Origin of the sequence: Enterococcus sp. AZ063 (assembly GCF_051715045.1) — a bacterium.
GTDB classification, from domain to species: domain Bacteria; phylum Bacillota; class Bacilli; order Lactobacillales; family Enterococcaceae; genus Enterococcus_D; species Enterococcus_D casseliflavus.
Genome location: NZ_JBIOTA010000001.1, coordinates 3,225,734 through 3,250,966, shown reverse-complemented (window position 1 = coordinate 3,250,966; position 25,233 = coordinate 3,225,734). Strand labels below are relative to the sequence as shown.

Annotated in this window: 18 protein-coding genes; 11 read left to right on the top strand and 7 right to left on the bottom strand. The window is 44.3% G+C overall.

Annotated elements, in window-relative coordinates:
* Window positions 1–8 precede the first annotated feature (8 nt).
* The 5 genes from IGK61_RS15225 (at window position 9) to IGK61_RS15205 (ending at window position 9,373) form a co-directional block, all read left to right on the top strand.
* The gene (locus IGK61_RS15225; RefSeq protein ID WP_015510401.1) at window positions 9–923 is read left to right on the top strand and encodes a carbohydrate ABC transporter permease; all 915 of its coding nucleotides are present in this window, start codon (window positions 9–11) and stop codon (window positions 921–923) included.
* 21 nt (window positions 924–944) lie between these two features.
* On the top strand, window positions 945–2,597 hold the full coding sequence (locus IGK61_RS15220) for an extracellular solute-binding protein (protein WP_015510400.1): 1,653 nt from the start codon (window positions 945–947) through the stop codon (window positions 2,595–2,597).
* 84 nt (window positions 2,598–2,681) lie between these two features.
* Window positions 2,682–5,729, top strand: coding sequence for an alpha-mannosidase (locus IGK61_RS15215; protein ID WP_438844961.1), 3,048 nt, complete (start codon window positions 2,682–2,684; stop codon window positions 5,727–5,729).
* Between the two features lie 6 nt (window positions 5,730–5,735).
* On the top strand, window positions 5,736–7,991 hold the full coding sequence (locus tag IGK61_RS15210) for a glycoside hydrolase family 3 N-terminal domain-containing protein (RefSeq protein ID WP_074536706.1): 2,256 nt from the start codon (window positions 5,736–5,738) through the stop codon (window positions 7,989–7,991).
* A complete protein-coding gene (locus IGK61_RS15205; RefSeq protein ID WP_074536707.1) occupies window positions 7,988–9,373 on the top strand; it encodes a glycoside hydrolase family 1 protein in 1,386 nt (461 codons plus the stop codon). The genes IGK61_RS15210 and IGK61_RS15205 overlap by 4 nt, the downstream gene beginning before the upstream one ends.
* A 70-nt stretch (window positions 9,374–9,443) precedes the next feature.
* Here IGK61_RS15205 and IGK61_RS15200 read toward each other — a convergent pair whose 3' ends face one another.
* Window positions 9,444–10,304, bottom strand: a complete 861-nt coding sequence (locus IGK61_RS15200) for a MurR/RpiR family transcriptional regulator (protein WP_008379484.1) — start codon at window positions 10,302–10,304, stop codon at window positions 9,444–9,446.
* A 216-nt stretch (window positions 10,305–10,520) separates the two neighbouring features.
* Here IGK61_RS15200 and rpsO point away from each other — a divergent pair, with 216 nt between their 5' ends.
* The 4 genes from rpsO to celB all read left to right on the top strand — a co-directional run bounded on the left by rpsO (window position 10,521) and on the right by celB (window position 16,244).
* Window positions 10,521–10,790: a 30S ribosomal protein S15 gene (gene rpsO, locus IGK61_RS15195; RefSeq protein WP_005228072.1), complete on the top strand. Its 270-nt coding sequence runs from the start codon at window positions 10,521–10,523 to the stop codon at window positions 10,788–10,790.
* Between the two features lie 382 nt (window positions 10,791–11,172).
* Window positions 11,173–13,290 (top strand): polyribonucleotide nucleotidyltransferase, encoded by a 2,118-nt coding sequence (pnp, locus tag IGK61_RS15190; RefSeq protein WP_074536708.1) that lies wholly within the window; start codon window positions 11,173–11,175, stop codon window positions 13,288–13,290.
* A gap of 210 nt (window positions 13,291–13,500) precedes the next feature.
* The gene (locus tag IGK61_RS15185) at window positions 13,501–14,901 is read left to right on the top strand and encodes a glycoside hydrolase family 1 protein (protein WP_074536709.1); all 1,401 of its coding nucleotides are present in this window, start codon (window positions 13,501–13,503) and stop codon (window positions 14,899–14,901) included.
* Window positions 14,902–14,903: 2 nt separating this feature from the next.
* Complete coding sequence (celB, locus tag IGK61_RS15180; RefSeq protein ID WP_034872146.1) at window positions 14,904–16,244, top strand: PTS cellobiose transporter subunit IIC; 1,341 nt, start codon at window positions 14,904–14,906, stop codon at window positions 16,242–16,244.
* 81 nt (window positions 16,245–16,325) lie between these two features.
* Here the strand turns inward: celB and IGK61_RS15175 are convergent, their stop codons facing one another.
* From IGK61_RS15175 to mvk, 5 genes are all read right to left on the bottom strand, one after another.
* A complete protein-coding gene (locus IGK61_RS15175; protein ID WP_061053311.1) occupies window positions 16,326–18,248 on the bottom strand; it encodes a heavy metal translocating P-type ATPase in 1,923 nt (640 codons plus the stop codon).
* Between the two features lie 294 nt (window positions 18,249–18,542).
* Window positions 18,543–19,583 (bottom strand): type 2 isopentenyl-diphosphate Delta-isomerase, encoded by a 1,041-nt coding sequence (gene fni, locus IGK61_RS15170; protein WP_074536710.1) that lies wholly within the window; start codon window positions 19,581–19,583, stop codon window positions 18,543–18,545.
* Entirely contained in the window at window positions 19,580–20,662 is a 1,083-nt protein-coding gene (locus tag IGK61_RS15165) for a phosphomevalonate kinase (RefSeq protein WP_005233792.1), read from the bottom strand. The genes fni and IGK61_RS15165 overlap by 4 nt, the downstream gene beginning before the upstream one ends.
* 36 nt (window positions 20,663–20,698) lie before the next feature.
* Entirely contained in the window at window positions 20,699–21,697 is a 999-nt protein-coding gene (gene mvaD, locus IGK61_RS15160; protein ID WP_034878304.1) for a diphosphomevalonate decarboxylase, read from the bottom strand.
* Window positions 21,690–22,622 (bottom strand): mevalonate kinase, encoded by a 933-nt coding sequence (mvk, locus tag IGK61_RS15155; RefSeq protein ID WP_175445295.1) that lies wholly within the window; start codon window positions 22,620–22,622, stop codon window positions 21,690–21,692. Before mvk ends, mvaD begins: the two co-directional genes overlap by 8 nt.
* A gap of 305 nt (window positions 22,623–22,927) precedes the next feature.
* Between mvk and IGK61_RS15150 the strand changes: the two genes are divergently transcribed.
* Both IGK61_RS15150 and IGK61_RS15145 read left to right on the top strand, forming a co-directional pair.
* Window positions 22,928–23,572 carry a deoxynucleoside kinase gene (locus tag IGK61_RS15150; protein ID WP_008379503.1) on the top strand — a complete coding sequence of 215 codons (645 nt, stop codon included), beginning with the start codon at window positions 22,928–22,930 and terminating at the stop codon, window positions 23,570–23,572.
* A gap of 90 nt (window positions 23,573–23,662) precedes the next feature.
* A complete protein-coding gene (locus tag IGK61_RS15145) occupies window positions 23,663–24,568 on the top strand; it encodes a magnesium transporter CorA family protein (RefSeq protein WP_008379505.1) in 906 nt (301 codons plus the stop codon).
* On the opposite strand, the gene IGK61_RS15140 is transcribed toward IGK61_RS15145, so the two are convergent.
* Window positions 24,565–25,200: a pentapeptide repeat-containing protein gene (locus IGK61_RS15140; RefSeq protein ID WP_074536712.1), complete on the bottom strand. Its 636-nt coding sequence runs from the start codon at window positions 25,198–25,200 to the stop codon at window positions 24,565–24,567. The two genes, IGK61_RS15145 and IGK61_RS15140, sit on opposite strands and share 4 nt — an antisense overlap.
* Window positions 25,201–25,233: the final 33 nt, after the last annotated feature.

Genomic DNA, 25,233 nt, shown 5'->3' with positions numbered 1-25,233 from the left:
GACCAAAAGTGAAAACAACGTCTTTAATAAAAGATACCCGTGCTGATAAAATCTTTTTGATCTTTGTTTATGTGTTTTTAGCAATTTCTTTGCTGATCGTTTTGTATCCACTGATTTATATCATCAGTGCTTCAATCTCAAATCCGCATCTGGTAAACTCTGGTGAAATGTGGCTTTTGCCAAAAGGGATCACCTTTGAAGGCTATCGAACACTACTAGGCAATAGCAGTATCTGGCGTGGCTATTTGAACACGATTTATTATACGGTTTTAGGGACATCGATCAATCTCTTAGTGACCTTACCTTGCGCCTACGCCTTATCACGAGAGGATTTTTATGGGCGACGCGCCTTCACTAATTTTATGCTGGTCACCATGTTCTTGTCCGGTGGCTTGATTCCCAGCTACTTGTTGATTCGCAGCTTAGGCATGCTGAATACTGTCTGGGCACTAGTGATTCCAGGAGCCGTCTCGGTTTACAATGTTGTTGTCACGCGAACATTTTTTCAATCCACGATTCCACGGGAGATGGAAGAAGCAGCAATTGTGGATGGTTGTTCTGATTTTCGGCTATTCATGCAGATCGTTTTACCACTATCAACGCCGATCATTGCGGTAATGGCTTTGTTCTATGGCGTCGGACATTGGAACAGCTTTTTTAGCGCATTGATCTATCTTTCTGATCGATCAATGTATCCGTTACAAATGATTTTAAGAGAAATATTGATTCTTCAAGATATGTCATCAAATACCGTCAATAATGTGACTTCAGAAATGGCGAATATGCTATATAGCAAACAACAACTTGCTCAAGTCATCAAGTACGGTGTCATGATCGTTTCTTCATTACCGGTAATTATCGTCTATCCGTTCTTACAAAAGTATTTTGTCAAGGGCATGATGGTTGGTTCAATTAAAGGATAAAAAACTTAAAGGAGGAAGAAAATGAGAGTAAAAAAGAAACTTTTAGGAATAGCAGGTGTTGCTTTGTGCAGTATGCTCGTCTTAGGTGCGTGCGGTAATTCTTCAGATGAAGGTACTGGGGAAAAGAAAGAAGTGGCCATCAATCATGACAGTCAGTTTCCGATCATCAAAGAAGGGGAAGAACTGACACTGAATATCATGGCACCTGGTGTAGGGTTGGCGGAATGGGAAGACATGCCGACATTACAGGATTATCAGGAAAAAACTGGCATCAAACTGACCTATACGACACCGCCATCCGCTGACTTTAGTACGAAACTGAACTTAGCCTTTGCTTCTGGAGATTTACCGGATATCGTTTACGGTGCTGGTTCGCAAGCATTGACTGCTTCGATGGAGATCGATTACGGTTCACAAGGGATCTTGCTTCCCTTAGAGGAGTATATCACGCCGGAAATCATGCCAAACCTGTATGCACTGACGCAAGAAGATCCCTCAATCTTGAAGTCGATCACAACGCCGGATGGGCACATCTACTCTCTGCCGATGATCTCACGGAATGCGACATCGATTTGGTGGCAAGGTCCGATGTGGTACAACGGCACGTGGCTCGATAATTTAGGTGTATCTGAACTGCCAAAAACCACAGACGAATTGCAAGAGCTTCTGACACGTTTTAAAAACGAAGACCCTAACGGCAATGGTCAAGCAGACGAGATCCCATTGACGGATGTTGATATGAACTCGACAAGAGTTTGGTTGATGGCTGCCTTTGGCTTACGGACCCGCGGCATCCAAGTGGATGATGATGTGGTCTCCTACACACCGACTTCAGAAAACTACAAAGCATTCTTGGAATATATGAATACATTGTACGATGAAGGCTTGCTGGATAAAGAAGTTTATGGACAGTCAGATGAACAGAAAAAAGCGAAGGGTGAAAACAATCAACTTGGGCTTTTTGCCGACTATTTCAGCTTCTTTACTACTGGTCGCAGTGAGGAAGAGGCTATGAATGATCCAATGTTCCAACCAGTGACTTCTGAATGGGCTCCAGAAGCTAAGATTCCCGGTAGTCCAAGAATTTCACGAGGGACCTTTGCTTTGACCAATGTCAATCCTTCTCCAGAAGCTTCTATGCGCTGGGTGGATTACTTCTATTCAGAAGAAGGCTCAAAATATATCGAACAAGGACCAGAAGGGTTTTTATGGGAGTACCAAGAAAATGCGGACGGTGAAAAAGTTCGTGTCTATGCAGACGGTATCGATACTAACAATACCGAAGACGAACGTGGCAAGATCACACCAGCATACGGATTGACAACGCCAAACCTTGTTATCGATACAACCGGCGAATACCATATCCGTAAAACGGCGAATGAAGAACCGGATACTCGTTTCAACGATTGGGTTGCCAAAGAAACAGCTGAGAAGATGGAAGACATCGCTGAAGTACCATTTCCGCTACTGTATTTAACGATTGAAGAAAACGATAAGGTAGCAGCAACTGCCACTGATTTGACAACTTATGTAGAACAAATGGAAGCCAAGTTTATCACAGGTGTCGAACCGTTAGATAATTGGGACGACTATGTGAAAACGATCGAAGCAATGGGCATTGACGAATACGTCGAAGTCTACCAAGCGGCTTATGACCGTTGGAAAGCAAACTAAATAAAGTGATAAGTGGAAAACGGGCCGAGACGATCAATCTCAACCCGTTTTTTTCAAAAATCTGCTAGAGGAGTCCAAAGAAAAATGAGAGTTATGCAGCCTTATGAGTTTGAACGCATTCGAAAAATTTTATACAAATTAAAACAATACCGCGTACGCCATCAGCAACCGGTAGCCCCACTTTTTTTAAAACGAGAGACTTGGGTACCGTATGAGCAAGGGACCTATTTTGGAGGAAAAAATTCCTATTACCAATTGCAAGGTAGCCTTCAAGTTCCCGCTGACTGGGTGGAAAATCTTTGTGTCCTGCAAGTGTACTCAAGCCTTTCAGAGTGGGACAATACCACCAATCCCCAAATAAAAATCTATTTGGACGATACCTATGTCCAAGCCATCGATGTCAATCATCGAGAAATTACATTGACAAAACAATTTCTACAAAAAGAAGTCAAACTGAAGATCGATTTGTTCTCCGGCCGATCCGAAAAACCATTCCCGCTGCAGGTCAATTTATTGGCGTTGGATCCTGCAGTTAATGATGTCTGGTATGATTTTTATACGCTGTTTGATAGTTGGCGTGCCATTCGTGCGTTTGGCGGTGACGAAGCATTTTATCAACAAGTCCTTGGTCAAGTCGCCAATGTCTTGGATTTTCGTACCCCCTACTCAACGGCATTCTATGAAAGTCTCACAAAAGCAAAGCAGCTGCTTTCATCGTGTTACCTACCAGCGCATACACCAAAACAAAAGGTGACGGCTGTCGGCCATACCCACATCGATCTGGCGTGGCTTTGGACGGCGCAGCAAGCAATTGAAAAAGGCGAGCGCAGTTTCCAGACGGTCTTGAAATTGATGGAGGAGTATCCAGATTACACGTTTTTTCAAAGCCAACCACAACTGTATCTCTCCATGAAAACCCATTATCCTGAACTTTACGCTGCAATCAAAGAAAAAGTTCGAGAAGGAAGATGGGAAGTTGACGGGGCGATGTGGGTGGAAGCCGATTGCAATTTGACTTCAGGAGAATCACTGGTTCGTCAGATCCTTTATGGCAAACGGTTTATGAAAGAGGAATTTCAAGTCGATAGCCGCATCTTATGGCTACCGGATGTCTTCGGTTATTCAGCCGCCTTGCCGCAAATTTTACGCAAAACAAATACGCCATACTTTATGACGACGAAGCTGTCATGGAACCAGTTTAATCAAATTCCATATGATTCCTTCTATTGGCAAGGAATTGATGGAAGCCGCGTTTTGACGCATTTTATTACAACCATCAGTGAAGGATACAGTCCAAGAGATTATTATACGACGTATAATGGATTGCTAGATCCTTATACGATCAAGGGGAGTTTTGAACGTTATCAGCAAAAAGATCAGCACGACGAAATTTTGATTGCCTATGGGTATGGTGACGGTGGCGGAGGTCCGACGAAAGAGATGTTGGAAGTTCAAAAACGGCTGCAAAAGACATTGCCAGATATGCCGACGATTACTGGCAATCATGTGGGGGGCTTTTTTGATCGACTGGCAAATTCTTTTGCTGAAAAACCAGGACCGGTCTGGTACGGCGAATTGTACTTTGAATACCATCGCGGGACCCTGACTTCCATCGGAAAAAACAAAAAGGCCAATCGTCATGGAGAATTCTTCTTACAGACGATCGAAAAACTTTATAGTATCTGTGGGATGAATCGCTATCCACAAGCTGAATTAGAACAACTTTGGAAACAGCTGCTGTTCAATCAATTCCACGATATTCTGCCGGGAAGCTCGATCAAAGAAGTCTATGATCAGACGGATCAAGAGTATCGGCAGCTCTTTGATAAAGGCTGCGAGCTGATCCACGCTTTGCTTCCAGAAACACAACCACCCAAAGCTACTTCATGGCATGTCTTTAACCCGCTGGGACAAGCGCGGACGGGTCTGGTCTATTTAGACGATCAAACAGGGGTCAAAGAAGCTTACTCGACTCAGCGGACCCATGATGACCGGCTCTTAGTCAAAATTCCCGCCATGGCTGGCTTGAGCTGCAAAACATTGACCCCTGTCTCAGCTGTGCCTCAATCAAAGCAAGTGGCAATGCGGCTGGAGGAATCATTTGAAACGGCGGATTTTAAAGTGATTTTTGACGAACACTTTGACATCATCTCTTTAATTGACAAACGGCATCAACGAGAGATCGTACCAAAAGGCGAGCGGTTGAATCAGTTAGTGGCTTATGAAGATCTGCCGATGGATTATGATGCGTGGGATATTGATATTTATTACCAGAAGAAGCCTTATCCTGTGAAGCAAGTTCTCTCAGCTGAGGTCGTTGAGCAAGGTGAGATTCGTGATACCTTGAAAATCAAACGTCAGTTTGAAGATTCTTTTATTACCCAATGGCTACATTTTTATCATGGCACCGGAAGAATCGATTTTGAAACAGCGGTTGATTGGCAGCAGCATCAATTGCTGCTGAAGGCATTGCTGCCGATTGATGTCAACACATTGGAAGCGACATTTGATATTCAGTTTGGGCAGGTAAAACGACCTGTGCATCAAAACACGACATGGGACCAAGCACGTTTTGAGAGCTGTGGTCAAAAATGGGTTGATCTCTCAGAAGGAAATTATGGGGTTAGTATTTTGACAGATTCGAAATATGGGTTCAATACGGATTATCAAAAGATCGGGCTTTCTTTGATCAAATCGCCGATCGATCCGTATCCAGAAGCGGATCAAGGCTTTCATGAGTTTACCTACTCCTTGTACGCCCACGAAGGGACTTGGCAAGACGCGCAAACGATGGAAGAAGCTTTGGCATTGAATGTTCCCGTTCTAACCGTTCCAGGTGTGCCGCAACTATCAGCAGAAGCTTTTCTAGCAGTCGATCAAAAGAATGTCTTGCTGGATACGGTGAAAAAAGCCGAAGATGAAGAGGCACTGATCGTGCGGTTGTATGAATATCATAATCAAACCACCGCCTGTCAATTGCGTTGCCAAAAAAGAATCAAAAAAGCGGTTTTAACGAATCTTTTGGAAGAAACCGTCACTGAACTGCCGATCGAGCCGCTGGATGCCCAAAGCATCACAATCCATTTCCATCCATTTGAAATCCAGACCATCATGCTTTATTTAGAAGACTAAATAGAAATGGAGAAGCATATGATTGAGACACTTTTACGGCAAATGACGTTGAAAGAAAAAATCGGCCAGCTGAATCAGCGTCTGTATGGTTGGGAAGTCTATGAAAAAACTAACGGAAAAATTATGTTGACTGAAACCTTTAAAAAAGAAGTAGCTCGTTTTGGCAGTCTTGGCTGGATCTACGGCGTGTTTCGGGCTGATCCTTGGTCAGGTAGAAATCAGCAAACTGGCCTGACGACCGCGGAGTCCTATGAGCTATCCCTTATGATTCAAACTTATTTGCAGGAGCACACTCGGTTGGGGATTCCAGCCTTTCTCAGTGAAGAGTGTCCCCACGGGCACCAAGGTTTGGAAGCCACGACATTTCCGGTCAATTTTAGTGTCGGTTCTAGTTGGAATCCCGACCTGTATCAAGCGGCCCAAACTATCACTGCTCAAGAGATTCGAGCAAAAGGGGCCCATGTCGGCTTAGTTTCCGCATTGGACATTGCTAGAGATCCGCGTTGGGGACGAACTGAAGAATGTTTCAGTGAAGATCCATTTTTAACCAGCAGCTTTACCAAAGCGGCCGTCAGAGGATTGCAAGGATCAAAAACAACGATAGAAAAACAGAACGTTTTAGCGGTGTTGAAGCATTTTGCTGCCCAAGGTGCAGGAATGGGGGGGCACAATGCAGGACCAGTGGCGATCGGTGATCGGGAATTCCGTGAAATTCATCTGCCACCAATGAAAGCGGGGATTGCTGCTGGGGCTTTGGGGTGTATGGCTGCATACAATGATCTAGATGGCGTTCCTTGCCATGCCAATGCGTATTTGCTGCAAGATGTTTTAAGAGAAGAAAGTGGCTTTGCGGGAATCGTTATGGCTGATGGGTGTGGGTTGGATCGGATTGCTGACTGGCTGGGAAGTCGCTCGCAAGCAGCCGCCAAATCCTTGACCAGCGGTGTAGATGTTAGTTTATGGGACGAAGTTTTCCCTGTATTGGAAGAAGCTGTCCTTGACGGATTGATTGCGGAAACGGTTATCGACGAGGCGGTCCGGCGTGTGCTTCTTTTGAAAGAAAAACTTGGCTTGTTTAAAGAAGCAACGCCCCACGTTTCATTGCCAGACAAAGAAAAGGCCCGACAAGCTTCCTTAAAATTAGCAGAAGAATCCGTCGTCTTACTAGAAAACAATGGCATTTTGCCTTTGAAGAAAACGCGCCAAAAAATTGCTGTCATTGGTCCTCACGTTAAACAGCTGTATCATCAGCTGGGGGATTATACCCCATTTAAGGAGGAAGCAATGTGTATGACTCTTTGGGAAGGGTTGACCAAATTAAATACGCATCAAGTGGATTTCGCCTACGAAAAAGGCTGCGAAATCGCCAATGGAACAACGGCGCAACGACGGCGGGCTTGTCAGATCGCAGAAGACGCTGATGTCATCTTAGTGACGATTGGTGGCTCCAGTGCCCGTGATTTCACAACGGATTTTGACAAGAACGGCGCCGCCTTAAGGGGATCTCAGGAAATGACCAGCGGAGAAAACATCGACTTAGCTACCCTCGATTTGCCGCAATGCCAGTTGGATTTACTGTTTGCGTTGAAGAAGAGGAAAAAACCGCTGATTGGAATCGTGATTTCTGGACGACCGCATTGCTTAGCTCCGTTGAAAGAAGTATTCGATGGGCTGCTTTACGCTGGCTATCCCGGCCAATATGGAGGGGAAGCGATTGCTCGGATTCTTTTTGGCGAAACGGTACCTAGTGGGAAATTAGCAGTTTCTATTCCTGATACGGTTGGACAGCTGCCTGTCTGTTATAATTATCGCAACACAGCGTTTCAAAAAGACTACCTCGATCAAAACGGCGCACCAGTATATTCTTTTGGTTATGGTCTTAGTTATGCCTCTTTTATTTGCAGCGCGGTTTCGGCTGAATGTGCAGGGGAAGGCATTATCGTCAGTGGCACACTTGAAAATCATTCTACTGTGTCTGGTAAAGAAGTGGTCCAATGCTATCTAAAAGAGTATACAAAAGCATATGTGCCGAGGAAAAAAGTCTTATGCGGCTTTCAAAAAGTATGGGTGCCTAGTCAAGGACAAGCAACTTTTCAACTCGTGATCGGTGAAACATCATTGCAGCAGCTGGCAATTTCTTTGAAAGATACTGCATCGTTTTGTCTGGAAGTCGAAACAGCAGGTCAGCAGTATCGATTTTTGTTTCAACGATCCAACCCTGACCGTACGTGGCAGGTAACTCAGAAAGGAGCAAAAGAATGATTCACTTTCCAAAAAACTTTTTATGGGGAGCGGCCGCGTCAGCACCGCAAACCGAGGGGGCTGCGGCTGTTGACGGCAAAAGTCCCTCTACATGGGACCAATGGTTTGAGTTAGAGCCGTCACGCTTTTACGATGGTGTCGGACCAAGCGACACTTCAAATACCTACTATCAATACCGTGAAGACGTGGCAAACATGAAGGCCATGAACTTAAATTCCTATCGGACATCGATTGCATGGACCCGCTTATTACCAGACGGAAAAACATTGAATCAGACGGCAGTAAAGTTTTATCGGGCATATTTTCAGGAAATGCTGGATCAAGGCATCGAACCGATCATTAATTTGTTTCATTTTGACATGCCTTGGTGGCTGATGGAGAAAGGAGGCTGGGAAGCCAGGGAATCCGTTGACCATTTTGCATTTTATGCAAAAACTGCTTTTGAACAATTCGGCGATTTAGTGAAAAAATGGGCGACCTTTAATGAACCATTGGTGCATATTGAATGTGGGTATTACGGAGATGCTCATTGGCCGCAAGTGCGTGATTTCAAGCGGGCGATCCAAGTGGGTTATCATACTTTGCTAGCTCATGCGAAGGCGGTTGCTGAGTTTCGTAAACTCGCACTTCCTGATGGAGAAATCTGTATCATCTTGAATTTGTCACCTGTTTATCCAAAAAGCCAAGAAGCGGCTGATCGAGAAGCCGCTGAATGGGCGGATCTCTTGTATATTCGCAGTTTTTTGGACTGTGTCGTTTATGGACAATTTCCTGAAAAACTAACGAGCTTGTTCAAGGAGCATCAATTGACCCCTGAATATGAGGCAGCAGATGCGGAAATTTTTCGCGAAAATACCGTAGATTTTATTGGTTGCAATTATTATCAACCGTTGCGGATCCAAGCACCACTTCCGCAGAATGCAGCATCCGGTCCCTTTGAGCCGCGTCAGTTATTTCGTGGGTACGATTGGCCAGAGAAAAAAATCAATCCTCATCGCGGCTGGGAAATCTATCCAGAAGGGATTTACGATATTGCGATGCGTCTAAAGAACGACTATCAAAACATGCCATGGTTTGTTTCCGAAAATGGCATGGGGGTATCTGAGGAAGAACGGTTCATGGACGCCATGGGGCAGGTCAATGATACGTATCGGATCGCCTTTGTTGAAGACCATTTACGTCAGCTGCATCATGCAATCGAAGACGGGTCTCCTTGTTTCGGTTACCATATGTGGACCTTTATGGATTGCTGGAGCTGGTTGAACGCATATAAAAACCGTTATGGGTTTTATCGAGTGGATTTGAAAAATGGCTTCAAGCGTTATCCCAAAGCGTCCAGTTTTTGGTTGGCAGAAGTAGCTGCCAAGAATGCCCTTGATTGATCAAAGTGTCCTTAGAAGAAAAAAATACCGCAGGAAAACTTTCCTGCGGACTTCTTTGGCTATGAATATTTTATAAATACTTCTCACGAAAATCGGCAATGGCTTGGCGTGAGGCATAGATATTGCGTGCCAGCTTTTCATTCTTGCTTAAAAAGACATAGAAAAGGACATCGACCGCCAATAGGTGGGCGATAATCGAATTCGTAGCAGCACTACGTTGGTTGGCTTCTTTGGAACGGGACACTTGCAGGGGAACATCCGCCAACTTTGTTAACGGATTACTGCCAAATCGGGTGAGTGACAGAATCGGGACGCCAAGATTTTTAACGATTTCTGCTAAGTGAACCATCTCAGGCGTGTGTCCACTGTTGGAAATGACCCAGAGGAGACTTTTTTTCTCGTTTTTGACGAGTTGCGGCAACAAGAGATTGTAGTCATTTTCAAACACGACGATTTTGCCTAAACGGGTCCATTTTTGTTGGATATCTTGTGCGATCAATGAAGAAGCACCGATCCCGCAGACAAAGATTCGCTCACGAGTCGCGATCAGTTCAGCGGCAGCCAACATCAGCTGTTCTTCTAACAATTGGGCCGTCTCATTCATAGTCACCTGTGCATTGTGGCTTAATTTAGATGTGATGGCATGAAAGGGCTCATTTAATTCAACATCGGCATAGCCCAAGTTTTCATTGGCATTTTGGCGCAAGCCGGATTCCGCAGATAATTGTATTTTTAAATCTGTCAAACTAGCAAAGCCGGTTTTTTTCGCAAAGCGTACGACAGTCGGCGCACTGATCCCAGTGGCTTCTGCTAATTGACTCGCAGTCATCGACGGCACTTTTTCAGGATTGGCCTCCATGAATGCGAAGAGTTTCTTCTCAGAAAGCGATAATTCATTTTTCATGCTCTCGATTCGGGAAAGAACGCTCATCCTTACACTTCCTTTAGATAGAGTAGTATCCTAAGTATAACATAAGTTTTGGAGGAGCTTTCAAAAGAAACGAAAAGAATAGGTAGATAAACTTGCTTTTTTCCTTAGAATCAAGTAAAGTAATTACGTGTGAAAAGCACAGTACCTGTTACTTGGTTTAACGAATCACCAACGTTTTACTCAGTCGCAGGGGAAAAAGAAAAAGAGGTGAAAAACATGGCAATTTCAAAAGAACGCAAAAACGAAATCATCAACAAATTTGCACGTCATGAAGGAGATACTGGTTCTCCAGAAGTTCAAATCGCTGTTTTAACAGAAGAAATCAACCATTTGAACGAACATGCACGTATGCACAAAAAAGACCACCATTCATACCGTGGGTTGATGAAAAAAGTTGGACATCGTCGTAACTTATTAGCTTACCTACGTCAAAAAGACGTACAACGTTACCGCGAATTAATCCAAGCTTTAGGATTACGTCGTTAATCAAACAAAGAAAAGTGAGGTTCAACCCGAATCTCACTTTTTTGCTATGAATCACTGCGACTGGGCGGCGTAAGCCGCACAGAGCAGATGATGAATAGTACTAGGCGAGGGAAACGAGCGTAGTGACCAAGCAGCGGAATCACTGCGACTGCAGTGTCGGCTAAAACAGCTGATGCAGTCTGACAGGTGATCTCGAGCCATCTAAAAAGTGAAACACCGAAAGAGCGGCCTTTTGACTGGTGAATCAAAAAGCGCAGCTAAAAAGAATTTTGGGTCCTTGTAAGCAGCATCCTACTAACCAAATGAAAGCAGCGGAACGACATTCCGATTTTTTCATTTGTTTAGTAGTGACTTGCTGGGATCCGATGAAAAGGAGCAGAACATGACAGAAAAACAAGTATTCAAAACAACTTGGGGCGGCCGCCCATTAGAAGTAGAAGTTGGCCAATTAGCCAAACAAGCAAACGGAGCTGTATTGGTTCGTTATGGCGATACGGTTGTCCTAAGTGCAGCGGTTGCATCTAAGGAAGCAAAAGATACCGACTTTTTCCCATTAACAATCAATTACGAAGAAAAAATGTATGCCGTAGGGAAAGTACCTGGTGGCTTTATCAAACGGGAAGGACGTCCAAGTACGGAAGCAACCTTGACTGCCCGCTTGATCGATCGTCCGATCCGACCAATGTTTGCGGAAGGTTTCCGTAACGAAGTACAAGTAACAAACATCGTAATGAGTGTTGAACAAGATTGTACGCCAGCAATGGCGGCAATGTTAGGTTCTTCTTTAGCATTGTCTATTTCAGATATCCCGTTTGACGGACCGATCGCTGGTGTTGATGTTGGTCGGGTCAATGGCGAGTACGTCTTGAATCCAACAGTAGAACAAGCAGAACAAACCGATATCGAATTGACAGTAGCTGGAACGAAAAAAGCCATCAACATGGTTGAATCAGGCGCGAAAGAAGTTTCTGAAGAAGACATGTTAGGTGCGTTATTATTCGGTTTTGATGCTATCCAAGAATTGGTTACCTTCCAAGAAGAAGTTGTCGCAGCTGTGGGCAAACCAAAAATGGAAGTCAAATTGTTACAAGTAGATGCTGACTTGAAAAAAGAAATTTTCGACGGCTACTACCAAACAATGAAAACTGCTGTTATGACTGAAGAAAAATTGGCTCGTGAAGACGAGATCGATAAAGTCAAAGACACAGTGAAAGAAGTGTATGCAGAAAAATTTGCTGGACATGAAGAGGAAGCACAATTCTTGAAAGAAGTGAAACAAATCGCGGAAGATCTTGAAAAAGATGTGGTTCGCGAATTGATTACTATCGACAAGATTCGTCCGGATGGTCGTCAATTAGACGAAATCCGTCCACTGGCATCAGAAGTTGGCTTATTGCCACGTGTTCATGGTTCTGGTCTATTTACTCGGGGACAAACCCAAGCATTGTCCGCTTGTACGTTAGCACCTTTAGGAGAACACCAAATCATTGATGGATTAGGGGTTGAAGAATCAAAACGATTCATCCACCATTACAACTTCCCTCAATTTTCTGTTGGTTCGACTGGTCGTGCCGGCTCACCAGGACGTCGTGAAATCGGTCATGGTGCATTAGGCGAACGTGCCTTAGCACAAGTGATTCCTGATGAAACAGACTTCCCTTACACAATCCGTCTCGTTGCAGAAGTATTAGAATCAAATGGTTCTTCTTCTCAAGCAAGTATCTGTGCAGGAACCTTAGCATTGATGGATGCAGGGGTGCCAATCAAAGCACCAGTTGCAGGTATCGCAATGGGACTTGTATCTGATGGTGAAAACTACACGATCTTAACTGATATTCAAGGCTTAGAAGATCACCTTGGCGATATGGACTTTAAAGTTGCTGGAACCAAAGATGGGATCACTGCGTTACAAATGGATATCAAGATTCAAGGAATCACTGAACAAATCTTGACAGAAGCATTAGATCAAGCGAAAAAAGCACGGATGGAAATCTTAAATGAATTGACATCAACATTGGCTGCTCCTCGTGAAGAGTTAAGCCAATACGCACCGAAGATCGAAATGATCCAAATCGATCCTGCGAAGATCAAAGATGTAATCGGTAAAGGCGGCGACACCATCAATGGCATCATTGATGAAACTGGCGTGAAAATCGATATTGATCAAGACGGAAAAGTTTCGATTGCTTCTGCTGATGCAGAAATGATCCAAAAAGCTATCAAGATCATTGAAGAATTGACGAAAGAAGTAAAAGTTGGCGAAGTGTACCTTGGGAAAGTTGTCCGTGTTGAAAAATTCGGTGCGTTTGTCAACTTGATCAAAGGCAAAGACGGCTTAGTTCACATTTCACAACTTGCGAACGAACGGGTCAACAAAGTAGAAGACGTTGTCAAAGAAGGCGACGAAATCTTAGTGAAGGTCACAGAAATCGACAAACAAGGCCGTGTGAACCTTTCAAGAAAAGCACTATTGAACGAAGATAAAGCAGAGCAAAAATAAGCTGCTACTTCTAAATCATAAGCAAAGTCTAGGAAACTGGACTTTGCTTTTTTTGTGTCTAAGTAGCACATCTTCAAAAGGGTCTTACTTGACAGGAGTTATTTTTTGCGTTACCGCGAAAAATAAGAGATAATTCAGAATATTGTCTTTGCCATGCAAGCAATAATTCTAAGATGTTAAACGCATCTTATTTAGGATAAGGAGTACGATATGAAACAAACATTTCCAACTGATTTTTTATGGGGAGCATCGATTTCCGCTCACCAAACCGAAGGAGCGTATCAAACCGATGGCAAGGGACTGAGTGTCCAAGATACTCGTCCAAGAGACAACCACAAGATCGCGGATTTTACTGTGGCTGTCGACCATTACCACCAGTACAAAGAGGATATCGCCTTGTTAGCAGAAATGGGGATCAAAATTTTCCGCTTTTCGATCGCTTGGTCGCGAATTTTTCCAGAAGGGCGCGGTACTATTAATCAAAAAGGCTTGGATCATTACAGCGATGTCATTGATGAATTGCTGAAACACGGCATTCAGCCCTTTGTAACGTTGAACCATTTTGACTTGCCGCAAGCATTGGAAGACGAAGGCGGCTGGACAAAACGCAGCACCGTTGAGGCATTTGCCGCATACGCCAAAACGCTGTTTACAGCCTATGGGGATCGAGTGACGCACTGGCTGACGATCAATGAACCAAATATCATGCTGTTGGTGGATCAAAAAATATTAGGGAAAAAGATTCCATTATCAGAAAAATACCAGCAATTTCATCACCTGATGATCGCTGAAAAATATGCTTTCGAAGCGTGTCATGAAATCGTACCGAATGGCAAAATCGGACCGGTGCCGAATATTTCGTTGGTCTATGCGGCGACTAGTCGACCAGAAGACAACCAAGCGGCGCTGTATTTCAACAGTGTCCGGAACTGGGCGTACCTTGATTTCGCCTGCTTCGGTCGTTACAATACGGTCTTTCAAGATTATTTGAACCAAAATGGGCTCACGATTGACTTTGGTCCGGAGGATAAGGCGTTGATGGAACGGGCTAAGCCTGACTTTGTCGCGATGAACTTCTACACCACAGTGACAGTGGAGCAGCCGACGGAAGCTGGGGACATGAAGAACGGTATCAGCGATCAGCAAAGTGAAGACATTATGGAGCGTGGTTTTTACAAAGGGTTCACCAATACGTTCTTGAAGAAAAATGCCTTCAATTGGACCATCGATCCCTTGGGGCTGAAAACGACGTTGCAAACACTTTATGATCGTTACCACTTACCGATCATCATTACCGAAAACGGCTTAGGGGCAGAAGACCATCTAGAAGCAGATGGCACGGTTCATGATCCGTACCGCATCGACTATTTATCGCAGCATATCAGCCAATGCTTAGCCGCGATCAATGCTGGGGTGGATCTGATCGGATACAGTCCGTGGTCTGCCATTGATTTGATCAGTGTACATGAGGGGATTCGAAAACGGTATGGCTTCATTTACGTGGATCGCAATGATGCACAGGAAAAAGAACAAAAACGAGTGAGAAAAGACAGCTTTTATTGGTATCAAAAGCTGATTGAAGAAGGGGCGATCCCTTCGTTGGAGGAGTAACGATGACAAGTGTTTTTACCTTTTTAGAAACGCGTTTGATGCCGCCTTTGAATAAGTTGGCGAATTTACGCTTTATTCGCGCAATCATGCAAGCAGGGATCATTACGGTCCCTTTTACGATCGTCGGATCGATTTTTTTAATCATCAATAATTTACCACAAATCATTCCACCACTGGCTGGCTTTTTTGAACAAACGATTTTACGATTTTCACCACTTTATAGTGTCGTAACTACCATGTCTGTTGGCTCGATTGCTGTTTTTTATTGTTTAGCAACAGGGTATTATTTAACTGAGATTTATCATAAAGAAGAGCATTTGACTATGAGCAGTTTTGTAGGGGCGTTATTAAGTTTGTTTGCCTTTTTAATGACGATCGTCCAAGTCGATATCACAGATGGTGCGGCACAATTGCTGCAGTCAGAAAGCGAAACCGCCATTGTTTATAATGGGGTCGCTTTAGGCGGTTGGATCACTCGCTTCAGTGGAGTAGGGATCTTCATCGGGATTATCACTGCAGTACTTGCTACGTCAGTCTATCGTTTTTGTGTAAAAAGAAAGATCACCATCCAGATGCCTGAAGGAGTTCCCGATGGAGTCAGCAAAGCATTTGCGTCATTGATCCCAGCGATTTTGATTGCCTTTTTGATGGTGGCGATCAATGGAGTACTGGCGGTTTTCCACACGGATCTTCACGGATTGCTATCCAAACCATTTGAATTCGTGAAGGAGTTGACGGGTTCTTGGTTAGGAATCATCGTGATTATGCTCCTTATCCACCTCTTATGGGCAGTGGGGGTTCATGGGACGGCAGTTATTAAAAATAGTTTCATCAATCCCATCCTATTGGTGGCTCTAACTGAAAATATCGATGGTGCCAATAATATTTTTGCTGGGGATTTTGTGAACATGTATATTTTTATGGGCGGCGCAGGAAGTACGCTTGGATTGGTTTTATTGATGCTGTTTGTGGCAAAATCACAACAGCTCAAAGTCTTAGGAAAAGCAGCGATCTTACCGGGGCTTTTTAACATCAATGAACCAGTGATCTTCGGGGCACCGATCGTCTACAATCCGTATTTGATCATCCCCTTTATCGTAACACCTTTGATCAACGTGACGATTGCTTACTTTGCTAGCTCGTTTGGCTTTGTCGATAAAGTCATTACGGGAATTCCCTGGATTTCACCGGTGGGCATAGGGGCGTTTTTAGGAACCGGCGGTGATTTCCGAGCCATCCTGATCGCTTTGATCAACTTAGGGGTTTCCATTCTCTGCTATTATCCATTCTTTAAGATGTACGATGGCAAACTCTACACGGAACAACTTGCCAATCAAGCATAAGTAGAAAAAACAGCAAAACGCCCGTTGATGGACTTCTAGTGAAGTGCCAACAATGAGCGTTTTTGCTAGTGCAAATAGTGGTCACGTATGCAAAGACTGTTGATACAAGACACAATCATCGCAATCTTTGCGGGTTGGTTTGGCTTGCTGGGGTGTTTCTTTGTGTAATGGCAAAAGCATACGCAATCCGTTTAAGATAACTAAGATCGTGCTTCCTTCATGACCCACGACCCCTAGAGGTAGCGTGAGAAATTCAAGGAAGTTTGAAGCGATCAGCAACAAGATGACACTGATAGAAAAGACGATGTTTTGTTTGATGATCCGCTGTAATTTCTTAGCCAAACGGTGACTGTCGACCAAGCGCAGCAAATCATTTTTCATCAAGACGATGTCCGCCACATCCATTGCGACGTCGGTTCCTTCGCCCATAGCGATCCCTACACTTGCGGTCGCTAAGGCGGGGGCATCATTGATCCCATCACCGACCATCGCATTGATTTGGTAGGTTTCTTTCATTTCTTTGATCCGAGTGGTTTTCTCATCAGGCAGGCAATCACTTTCGTAGTCAGACAAGCCGATTTCTGCTGCGATCACTTTAGCAGTACCTAAATGATCACCCGTCAGCATCGTCGTGTGAATTCCTTGCTTATTGAAGTAGGCAAGACTCTCACGAGCTTCAGGACGGGGCTGATCCAATAGTGCTAAATACCCTGCTAATACACGGTCTCGATTGATATAAATCAAGGTTTTTCCGGCTGCTTTCAATTCTTGGATGCGGGTTTGTTCACTGACAGCAACAGAGGTTAGATCGACTTCTTTTCCAATCGTCCAATGGGCAGCTTGGTAAGTGGTGGCTAGACCGACCCCCGCTTGTTCTTCCACTGCTAATTCCAATGGTCTTTCATCGTGGAAATACGCCAAGATCGCTTCAGCCAATGGGTGATTTGATTGTTTTTCCATCCCAACAATCAGTTGGGGAATAAACGGTTCATCCAACAACAGATGAACATCAGTGACAGCAGGTTTGCCTCGAGTCAGCGTTCCGGTTTTGTCAAAAGCGATCGCTTTGACATTGGCAAAGGCATCCAAGGCTTGTCCGCCTTTGCATAAAACGCCCAAACGAGCAGCGTGAGAAATGGCTGCTAACGTCGCAGGAGTAGCAGAGGCGACTAAGGCACAAGGGGAGGCCACTACTAGTAAGACCATGCCACGATAAAAACTTTCTTGGAACCCCCAATTCGTGAAAAACGTACACAAAACGATCATTAGTGGGACGGCGATCAGGACGATCGGCACATAGATCCGTTCGATTTTTTCGATCAGGGTCGCCGTTTGACTTGGCATTTGCTGCGCTTCTTCCACCAATTGAATGATTTTTGCAAAGCGGGTGTTTTCACTCGTTTGAGTAACTTCAATGTACAATGGCTGCCCAAGGTTGATGGTTCCCCCAAAGACTTCACTGCCTAAACGTTTCTCGACAGGAATGGATTCGCCACTGATGGCCGCCTCATCGACACTGCTGGTTCCTTGGATCACGATACCGTCGATCGGGATCGCACTGCCTTTTGCCACCATAATCGTATCTTTTAACTGAAGGGCTTCGACTGGTACTTCGACGAGCTCCCCAGATTCAATCATTTTTAAGGCAGTCGTTGGTTGCAGTGCCATTAATGAACTAATTTCTCGCGTACTTTTGTTGGTCGTATATTCCTCAAGGGCACCGCTCAAACAAAAGATAAAGGTCAGCATCGCCCCTTCAAACCAATGCCCAATGATACAGGCACCAATGGCGGCTAACGCCATCAGTAGATCGACGTTCAACCGTTTGTCGTGCACCAATTCTTGCGTGCCTTCCCAGGTTTGTTTCCAACCCCCGGCAAGAATCGCTAACAGATAAGGGACAAAGCTATAAGGAATGGAAAAAGATGCCATAAGAAAGCCAGTTGCCATCAATAGCAAACAAGCAATCGTTGAAAAAACAGCCGACGATTCGGATTTACTCATAAGAAACGCCTCCTTTTGAATGTAGTCTAGGAATGAAAAAACCGATCCTTTTCTCAAGAAACAATCGATTGTTCCTCCCTCAACTTGAGCATAGCACATTCGAAAACAAGATGGTAAAAAAACAACGTACCTGATAATGAAAGTGATTATCAAGTAGCGATTAAATAACGCTACTATCCAAATGATAAATGGAAACTCACTATTATAGAAAAAAGAACACAAAAAAAGCAGCACAATAAAAAACGAATTGTACTGCTTTTACTTATTTGATGTGGTAGTCAGCGATTGGATCTCTCAACGCAAACTATACTTTGCTAAGGGAATTTGACGTGCTTCACACCACTCTTTGACAGCGCCAGAAAAAATCAGCTGAACCTTGGTGAGGTCTTTAGTGCTTGTCTGTCCTGCCATTGTGTAGAGCAGCTGCAGCTGTTCCTTCCATGATTGTAAGGTGGCGATGGTTTCTTCTTTGCCTTTTGACAAAAGCAGCACGAGGATCGTGGCGGATAGTCCTACGCTATCCGCACCAAGGCAAAGTGCTTTGAAGATATCGTAAGCATCCCGAACGCCGCCTGAAGCGATGCGGGTAAAGGGCTGTTGGATCTCATTTGCTTCCAGCAAGGAAATCACGGTGGATTGACCAAAGGTGTCTAAATACGCCAATTCACGTTTTTTTCGACGAGCATTTTCGATTTGAGTAAAACTTGTGCCGCCGCTGCCAGCAACATCAATCGTTTGTACGCCGATCGCCAGTAACTGCTGAATCGTTTCACGGGACATCCCAAAGCCGACTTCTTTGACGACAACCGGAACGGCAACGGAAGCAATCGTTTTTTCCAATAAGGACAGCCATTGGCTAAATTGACGATCGCCTTCGGGCATCACTAATTCTTGTGGTGCATTAAGATGGATCTGCAAGGCGTCGGCGCCAAACAGTTCTACGGCCCGTTGTGCATTTTCAACGGGACTGCCCGCACCAATATTGGCTAATAAGAAGCCGTCAGGATTGGCTTTGCGGACGATGCGGAAAGAATCGGCGACACTTGGGTCTTTTAAGGCAGCCGAAACGGAGCCGGTTGCCATCATCAAATCACAGGCTTGCGCGATCTCTGCTAACTCTTGATTGATTTTTAAGGTTTTTTCACTGCCGCCTGTCATGGCATTGATGAAAAAAGGGCTGGAAAATGAGCGGTCAAAGACAGTCGTCGTAATTGCCACATCAGCCACGTCAATTTGCGGAAAGGACTGGTGGACCAAGCGAACTGCATCAAAATCGTTGCTGTGTTCTTTATGAAACGCTTTTGCTAAGGAAACATGTTCATCTTTTCGATTCATGATAGGTCCTCCCGGTAATGGTAAACATGCAGCGGCAATGGGGTGATCTCGGCTTTTTCCCACGCACTCATCAATGGTAAAATACCGGTTTTCTGGTCAACGATCACGATGCCGCAATCGCCACCGCCGGCACCAGAAGATTTGGCTGCGCCACAATAATTTTCTGCTAGATCACAAAGCTTTTTAAGTGCGGGGGTTTCAATCGGTACACCAGTTAGTGCAGACAACTCTCGCAGGAGCTTTCGATTTTCCGTGATCATTTTTTTGATCGTGCGACTGTCTTCATTTAAGAAGCCGTCGATCAATCGATTGACGCAGTCTTTGCTGGCTGCTAAAAAGGCGGCATAGGCGTTTTCTTTTTCTTCTTTGGATTGATAGACTTGATCCACTAAATCAGAAGTAGAGGCAGGAGAGCCTGTCCAACCAATCAATAGTCGAAGCGATTTCGGAACCGTCAAGGGACGGATCGATAATCCTGGCCAATCGAAAGCAATCAATTCTGTTAAGGTATGGTCCTTTTGTTTGGCTAAGACCCAGTCGTGATCGAAGGTTGAAAAAGCGATCCAGCCGCCATAACAAGAGGCCGCAATATCACCGCACGACCCATTGCCTTGAACAGCGAGATGGGCAAGAGCCGCAATTTTGAATTGGGTCAACCGATCCATTTCCATTTGATAGTACAGATTCAATGCTTTGACCGTGGCAACAGTCACGGCACCGCTGGAACCGAGGCCATATTTGCGACCATTCGAGTTATCCAGTTCACTGGTCACTTTTAAATCGTAAAAGGAAAGGGGGATGCCTTTTTCTTGGGCATATTTTTCCGTCAGACGAATGGCTGCCAAAATATAGTGGAAAGGATTATCCCGGTGGTCTAAGACTAATTCGCCTTTGCGACGCGTCCAGCGAATCGGCAGGTCGCTGTATTGGGCAGACTGGATGCTGCCGTTTTTACGGGCCTCTTCCACATTGACTGTAATAAATTGGTCAACGGCAACGATGATTGCAGGATGACCAGGTTCGACAACGGCGTATTCACCAGCAATAAATAGTTTTCCGGGAACGGATAGTTCAATCATTTCGACACTCCTAATCGATGGCTTCTTAATGGCTTCTTAGTTGATGGCAGAAGATTCTTCCACCGGTAAAAAGGCTAATCCTTTGCCCGCGTGAGCAGTTACTAATTGTTCTGAGGCAAAGTGAGCACTTAATTCACGTAAAATCGTTTGTTCTTCTTGTTTTTGGCATAAAACTTTGACATTGGGACCAGCATCCATCGTGAAATAGCAAGCCAATCCTTTTTTTCGCAGCATTCGGACACATTCCATAGCTCGTAAAGATTCAGAAGACCAATAAGTAAAAGGTGGTTCGGCGGCTAAGGTCGTTCCATGCATTTTCAAGGCGTTGGCCTCGGTCGTTTCACCTAAAGCAGTAAAGTCTTTCTCGGCAATCGCTTGTTTCATTTTCACGAGATCAGTTGCGGTGGCAGTAAGCCAACCCGGATAAAAGCTCGAGGTTTCAACGGTTCGGCGCATCCCCTCACGACTGGAAACTTCTTTGGCTTGTGCGTTGATCAAAATAAAGATCATACTCAATTCTTCTTCCCAGCCATTCGACGGCACTTGCGTGGCAAAAGAAGTCTCATCGGTGCCTTGATGCCATTCAGCAAAGCCGCCGTAGATACTCCGACACGCCGAACCAGAACCGCGACGGGCCAAACGGGATAATTCTTGCTCCGACAAGTTTAAGTCCAGTGCTTCACTACAGGCACCCGCCAATGCCGCTAATCCACTGGCAGAAGAGGCAAGTCCGGCAGCGGTTGGAACAAAATTTTGACTTTCCACCGTGGCATACCACGGGCAGTCCGCTTTTTTTCGTACCAGATCCAAAAAGTCCGCAACTTTTTTGGTAGCAACGTCTGTTTGCACCACACCATCCAGCGTAAAGCAATCCTGTGGAAAATCAGGTGAAAAAGCCACCGTTGTTTCTGTGTAAAAAGCATCGAGGGTCAGGGACAAACTATTGTTCATCGGTAAAATGAAAGTTTCATCTTGTTTTCCCCAATACTTGATCAATGCGATATTCGTGTAGGCGCGAGCCTTTCCCTTATACATGTTCATAAACTCCTAATCCTTGTATCCATGCCGCACGAGCGCCATCGGACAATAAAATACGGCTGATATTCTCAGCCTGTTCCTTCGTTTTGGTTAGTGCGATCATACAGCCGCCCCGGCCCCCGCCGGTCAGCTTCGCCCCGTAAGCCCCGTGTGCCAATGCTAAGGAAACCAACTGATCCAGTTGCTGATTGCTGACCCCTAACTGCTGCAGTGCCTGATGGGCATTGTTCATGCTTTCGCCTAATACTTCTAATTGATTGGCTATGATGGCCTCTTTGGCTCTTTTGGTTTCGATCCCTAAACGCTGGATCGCTTGACTAGCCAGCTGCTTGCTGGTTTCAAAAAGATGGGCGACACTTTTGACTGCTTCTCTCGTTTGCCCTTTGATTCCAGTATCAGCGACGAGCAAATAACCGTCGATCGTGAGGGGAAACGAAGTGATGGGATGCCCTTTGATAAAGTAAATGGCATCCGTCCCGCTAGCTGCTGCAGCATCGATCCCGCTAGGATTGCCGTGAGCGATTTTTTCAGAAAAGTTGACATAGGTCATCAATTCTTCTTTTGTAAAGTCTTTTTTGATCCAATCAAAAAAAGCGCGAGTCAGTGCAACAGCGACCGCCGCGCTAGAACCCATTCCCCGTTCAGAAGGGATAGTGCTGACGATGGAGGTTGCAAAAGGACCCGTGTGGAAGTCTTGTTGCAGACGATACAGCAAGTCTTTGACATTTTTTAAGTGGCTGGGGACTTCTTCAAGCAGACCGTGATAGTAACTTGAAATCAAGGTGTTTGTTTCATTTGCTGTAATCTCGACTTGTACTTTTGCTCCCGCAAAAGGGAAAGCAATTGCTGGTTCACCGTAAACAACTGAATGTTCACCCATTAAGATGATTTTTCCTGTAGCTATGCCAGTACCAATTGACATTATTTTCCTCATTTCTCTAGGGAGCTTACCCCACATGATTCATTTATCGTTTGTCAGTCAATTGTAACTATCTCCTGACAAAAACACAATTTAATTAAAGATCCTTTCCTATTTTACTAGAAGAAGGCTCTTTCGTTAAGCATTCCGTATGAGATTTCAAAAAAAAGCAAAAATCTTTAAACTTTTATTGAAAAAATTCTTGATCTGTGCTTCAAAAGTTTCAGTTGACGGCACAAGATATAGTGTTGTATAGTTGATATCGCAAATGCAACATACAATATTTAGTGATGAGTGAGTTGGGGGATATGAGCGTGATCGTATTAGCAGGAACGATTGGTGCCGGTAAATCAAGTTTGACCGCATTGATCGCCAATCATTTTGGCAGTCAAGCCTTTTATGAATCGATCGATGACAATGAAGTGTTACCATTATTTTATGCAGATCCAAATAAATATGCGTTTTTACTGCAAATCTATTTCTTAAATAAACGATTTGAAAGTATCAAGCAAGCCATGAAAGACGACAATAACGTCCTGGACCGTTCCATTTATGAGGATTCACTGTTGTTCCATTTAAATGCGGACCTTGGGCGAGCGACCGATACCGAGGTCAAAGTCTATGATGAATTGTTAGCCAATATGTTAGAAGAGCTGCCGTATGCAGCTCACAAAAAGCATCCAGATCTTTTGGTGCATATTCGCGTTTCTTTTGAAACGATGCTCGAGCGTATTGAAAAACGTGGGCGGGAATATGAGCAGTTGACCTTTGATCCTTCGTTATACGACTACTACAAAGAGTTGAACAAACGCTACGATCAATGGTACGAAGAGTACAATGAGAGTCCAAAGATCCAGATCGATGGCGATCAATTCAATTTTGTCGAAGACCCGCAAGCGGCACAGGCCGTTTTAACGATGGTGGAAGAGGCCTTGAAAGACGCCCGTAAATAAGTAATAGCCGATACAGCCAGGAAAGTCCTTTGATTGGGCTTCTGGCTGTTTTCTTTTATAATAGAAGAAAGCAAGAGTGGAGGATGGATTGTGGAAAACAAACATGTCTTTTATGACGGAAACTATGAATGGATTCAAGTCGACCAACAAGACGCAAAAAGCGTGATGGCACTGCAAAAACAATATCATTTGTCTGACGAGATGCTTACGTACTCTTTAGATAAAAACGAACGCGCGCGGGTCGAATATGATGCCGAAGAGGAAGCATTGCTGCTGGTTTTCAATGTACCTCAGCAAGAAAAGCGTGAAAATCATTTTGAGACCAGCCCGATGACGTTTATTTTAAAAAGGAAGCAACTCTTTACTTTTGCATCCCACAATACCCGTTATGTGATTCCAATGATGGAGCGCTTGATCCTGCAAAACCCGCTGCAAACGCCCATTCATTTTTTGTTTCAAAGCTTGTTCTTGATTTCTGGCACGTTTTTTCCGTTAGTCGAAGAAGTCAATAGTGAGCGGATTCGCTTGAATCAGCGACTACGGGAAAAAACAACCAATAAAAACTTACTGCAAATGTCTGATTTGGAAGTTGGACTGGTTTTTTTAGTGTCTGCCACGAAACAAAATGCGGTCCTCTTGGAGCAAATCAAAGCATTATCCATTTATCGTTTGATGGATGATGATGAGCGGGAACAACTGGATGATGCCTTGATCGAAGCCAAACAGGCAGTGGAAATGACCCAACTGGCATTCCAAATTTTGGAACAATTGTCTGGTACCTACAATAATCTATTAAACAATAACTTGAATGATACCATGAAGTTTTTGACCGTTTGGTCCCTCTTATTGACTGTGCCTTCCATCGTCACCAGTTTCTTTGGCATGAATGTTCCGCTGCCTTTTACCAATAGTATTTTCGGTTGGGGTATTGCCTTGTTGATCAGTTTAGTGTTATCCGTCTGGATGTTGATTGCTTTATGGCGCAGAATTCGTTAGTCGATCACCAAACCTAGACCGGCGGCGATGACCAAGGCTTGTTCTTGATCGACTGTTAGTCCTCGCAAGTGTTCAAAGGACAACGCGATCTTTTGAAATTGATTGGTCCGAAAATCTAAAGTTGCTAATTTTGTGTGAAACCAGTTGCTATTGTTCAACTGGTTTTCTTGTAGCGTCAAGTGTTTCCAATCCATCTCATAAAACTCACTGTCGTTTAGTTGGCACTGACGAAACAGCATCGTCCGTAAATTGGTATTGCTAAAAGAAGCAAAGTTTGCCACGCAATCTTCAAAGGTACAGTCACGGAAATAGCTTTCCGCAAAATTCGTACCAGTCAATTTACACTGTTTAAAGTGAACGCGATGAAAGCTGGCACCAAAACATTCCAGATTAGAAAAATCGCAGTTCTCAAAGAGGACATTTTGACATTCCCATTGACTCAAGCGTGTTTTTTGCATCGTCACTTTCTTGAAATGACATTGCTTCAAGATAAGGTTTTTACAAGTATCATAGCTATAATCACCGCCTTCGAACAACCCACCTTCGAAAAGCAGTTCTTCTTCTAAATAAAAATCCTGTGGCTCTAATGCCGACAATACGGGCGGTAGTGGCAATACGATTTTTTTCTTCATCAAGATCCCATCCTGTATGTTTTTCTCTCAGTA

Bases quoted from the DNA above. Each gene is read 5' to 3' on its own strand.
- IGK61_RS15220 (WP_015510400.1), top strand. From the start codon at position 945: ATGAGAGTAAAAAAGAAACTTTTAGGAATAGCAGGTGTTGCTTTGTGC.
- IGK61_RS15215 (WP_438844961.1), top strand. From the start codon at position 2,682: ATGAGAGTTATGCAGCCTTATGAGTTTGAACGCATTCGAAAAATTTTA.
- IGK61_RS15210 (WP_074536706.1), top strand. From the start codon at position 5,736: ATGGAGAAGCATATGATTGAGACACTTTTACGGCAAATGACGTTGAAA.
- IGK61_RS15205 (WP_074536707.1), top strand. From the start codon at position 7,988: ATGATTCACTTTCCAAAAAACTTTTTATGGGGAGCGGCCGCGTCAGCA.
- IGK61_RS15200 (WP_008379484.1), bottom strand. From the start codon at position 10,304: ATGAGCGTTCTTTCCCGAATCGAGAGCATGAAAAATGAATTATCGCTT.
- rpsO (WP_005228072.1), top strand. From the start codon at position 10,521: ATGGCAATTTCAAAAGAACGCAAAAACGAAATCATCAACAAATTTGCA.
- pnp (WP_074536708.1), top strand. From the start codon at position 11,173: ATGACAGAAAAACAAGTATTCAAAACAACTTGGGGCGGCCGCCCATTA.
- IGK61_RS15185 (WP_074536709.1), top strand. From the start codon at position 13,501: ATGAAACAAACATTTCCAACTGATTTTTTATGGGGAGCATCGATTTCC.
- celB (WP_034872146.1), top strand. From the start codon at position 14,904: ATGACAAGTGTTTTTACCTTTTTAGAAACGCGTTTGATGCCGCCTTTG.
- IGK61_RS15175 (WP_061053311.1), bottom strand. From the start codon at position 18,248: ATGAGTAAATCCGAATCGTCGGCTGTTTTTTCAACGATTGCTTGTTTG.
- fni (WP_074536710.1), bottom strand. From the start codon at position 19,583: ATGAATCGAAAAGATGAACATGTTTCCTTAGCAAAAGCGTTTCATAAA.
- IGK61_RS15165 (WP_005233792.1), bottom strand. From the start codon at position 20,662: ATGATTGAACTATCCGTTCCCGGAAAACTATTTATTGCTGGTGAATAC.
- mvaD (WP_034878304.1), bottom strand. From the start codon at position 21,697: ATGTATAAGGGAAAGGCTCGCGCCTACACGAATATCGCATTGATCAAG.
- mvk (WP_175445295.1), bottom strand. From the start codon at position 22,622: ATGTCAATTGGTACTGGCATAGCTACAGGAAAAATCATCTTAATGGGT.
- IGK61_RS15150 (WP_008379503.1), top strand. From the start codon at position 22,928: ATGAGCGTGATCGTATTAGCAGGAACGATTGGTGCCGGTAAATCAAGT.
- IGK61_RS15140 (WP_074536712.1), bottom strand. From the start codon at position 25,200: ATGAAGAAAAAAATCGTATTGCCACTACCGCCCGTATTGTCGGCATTA.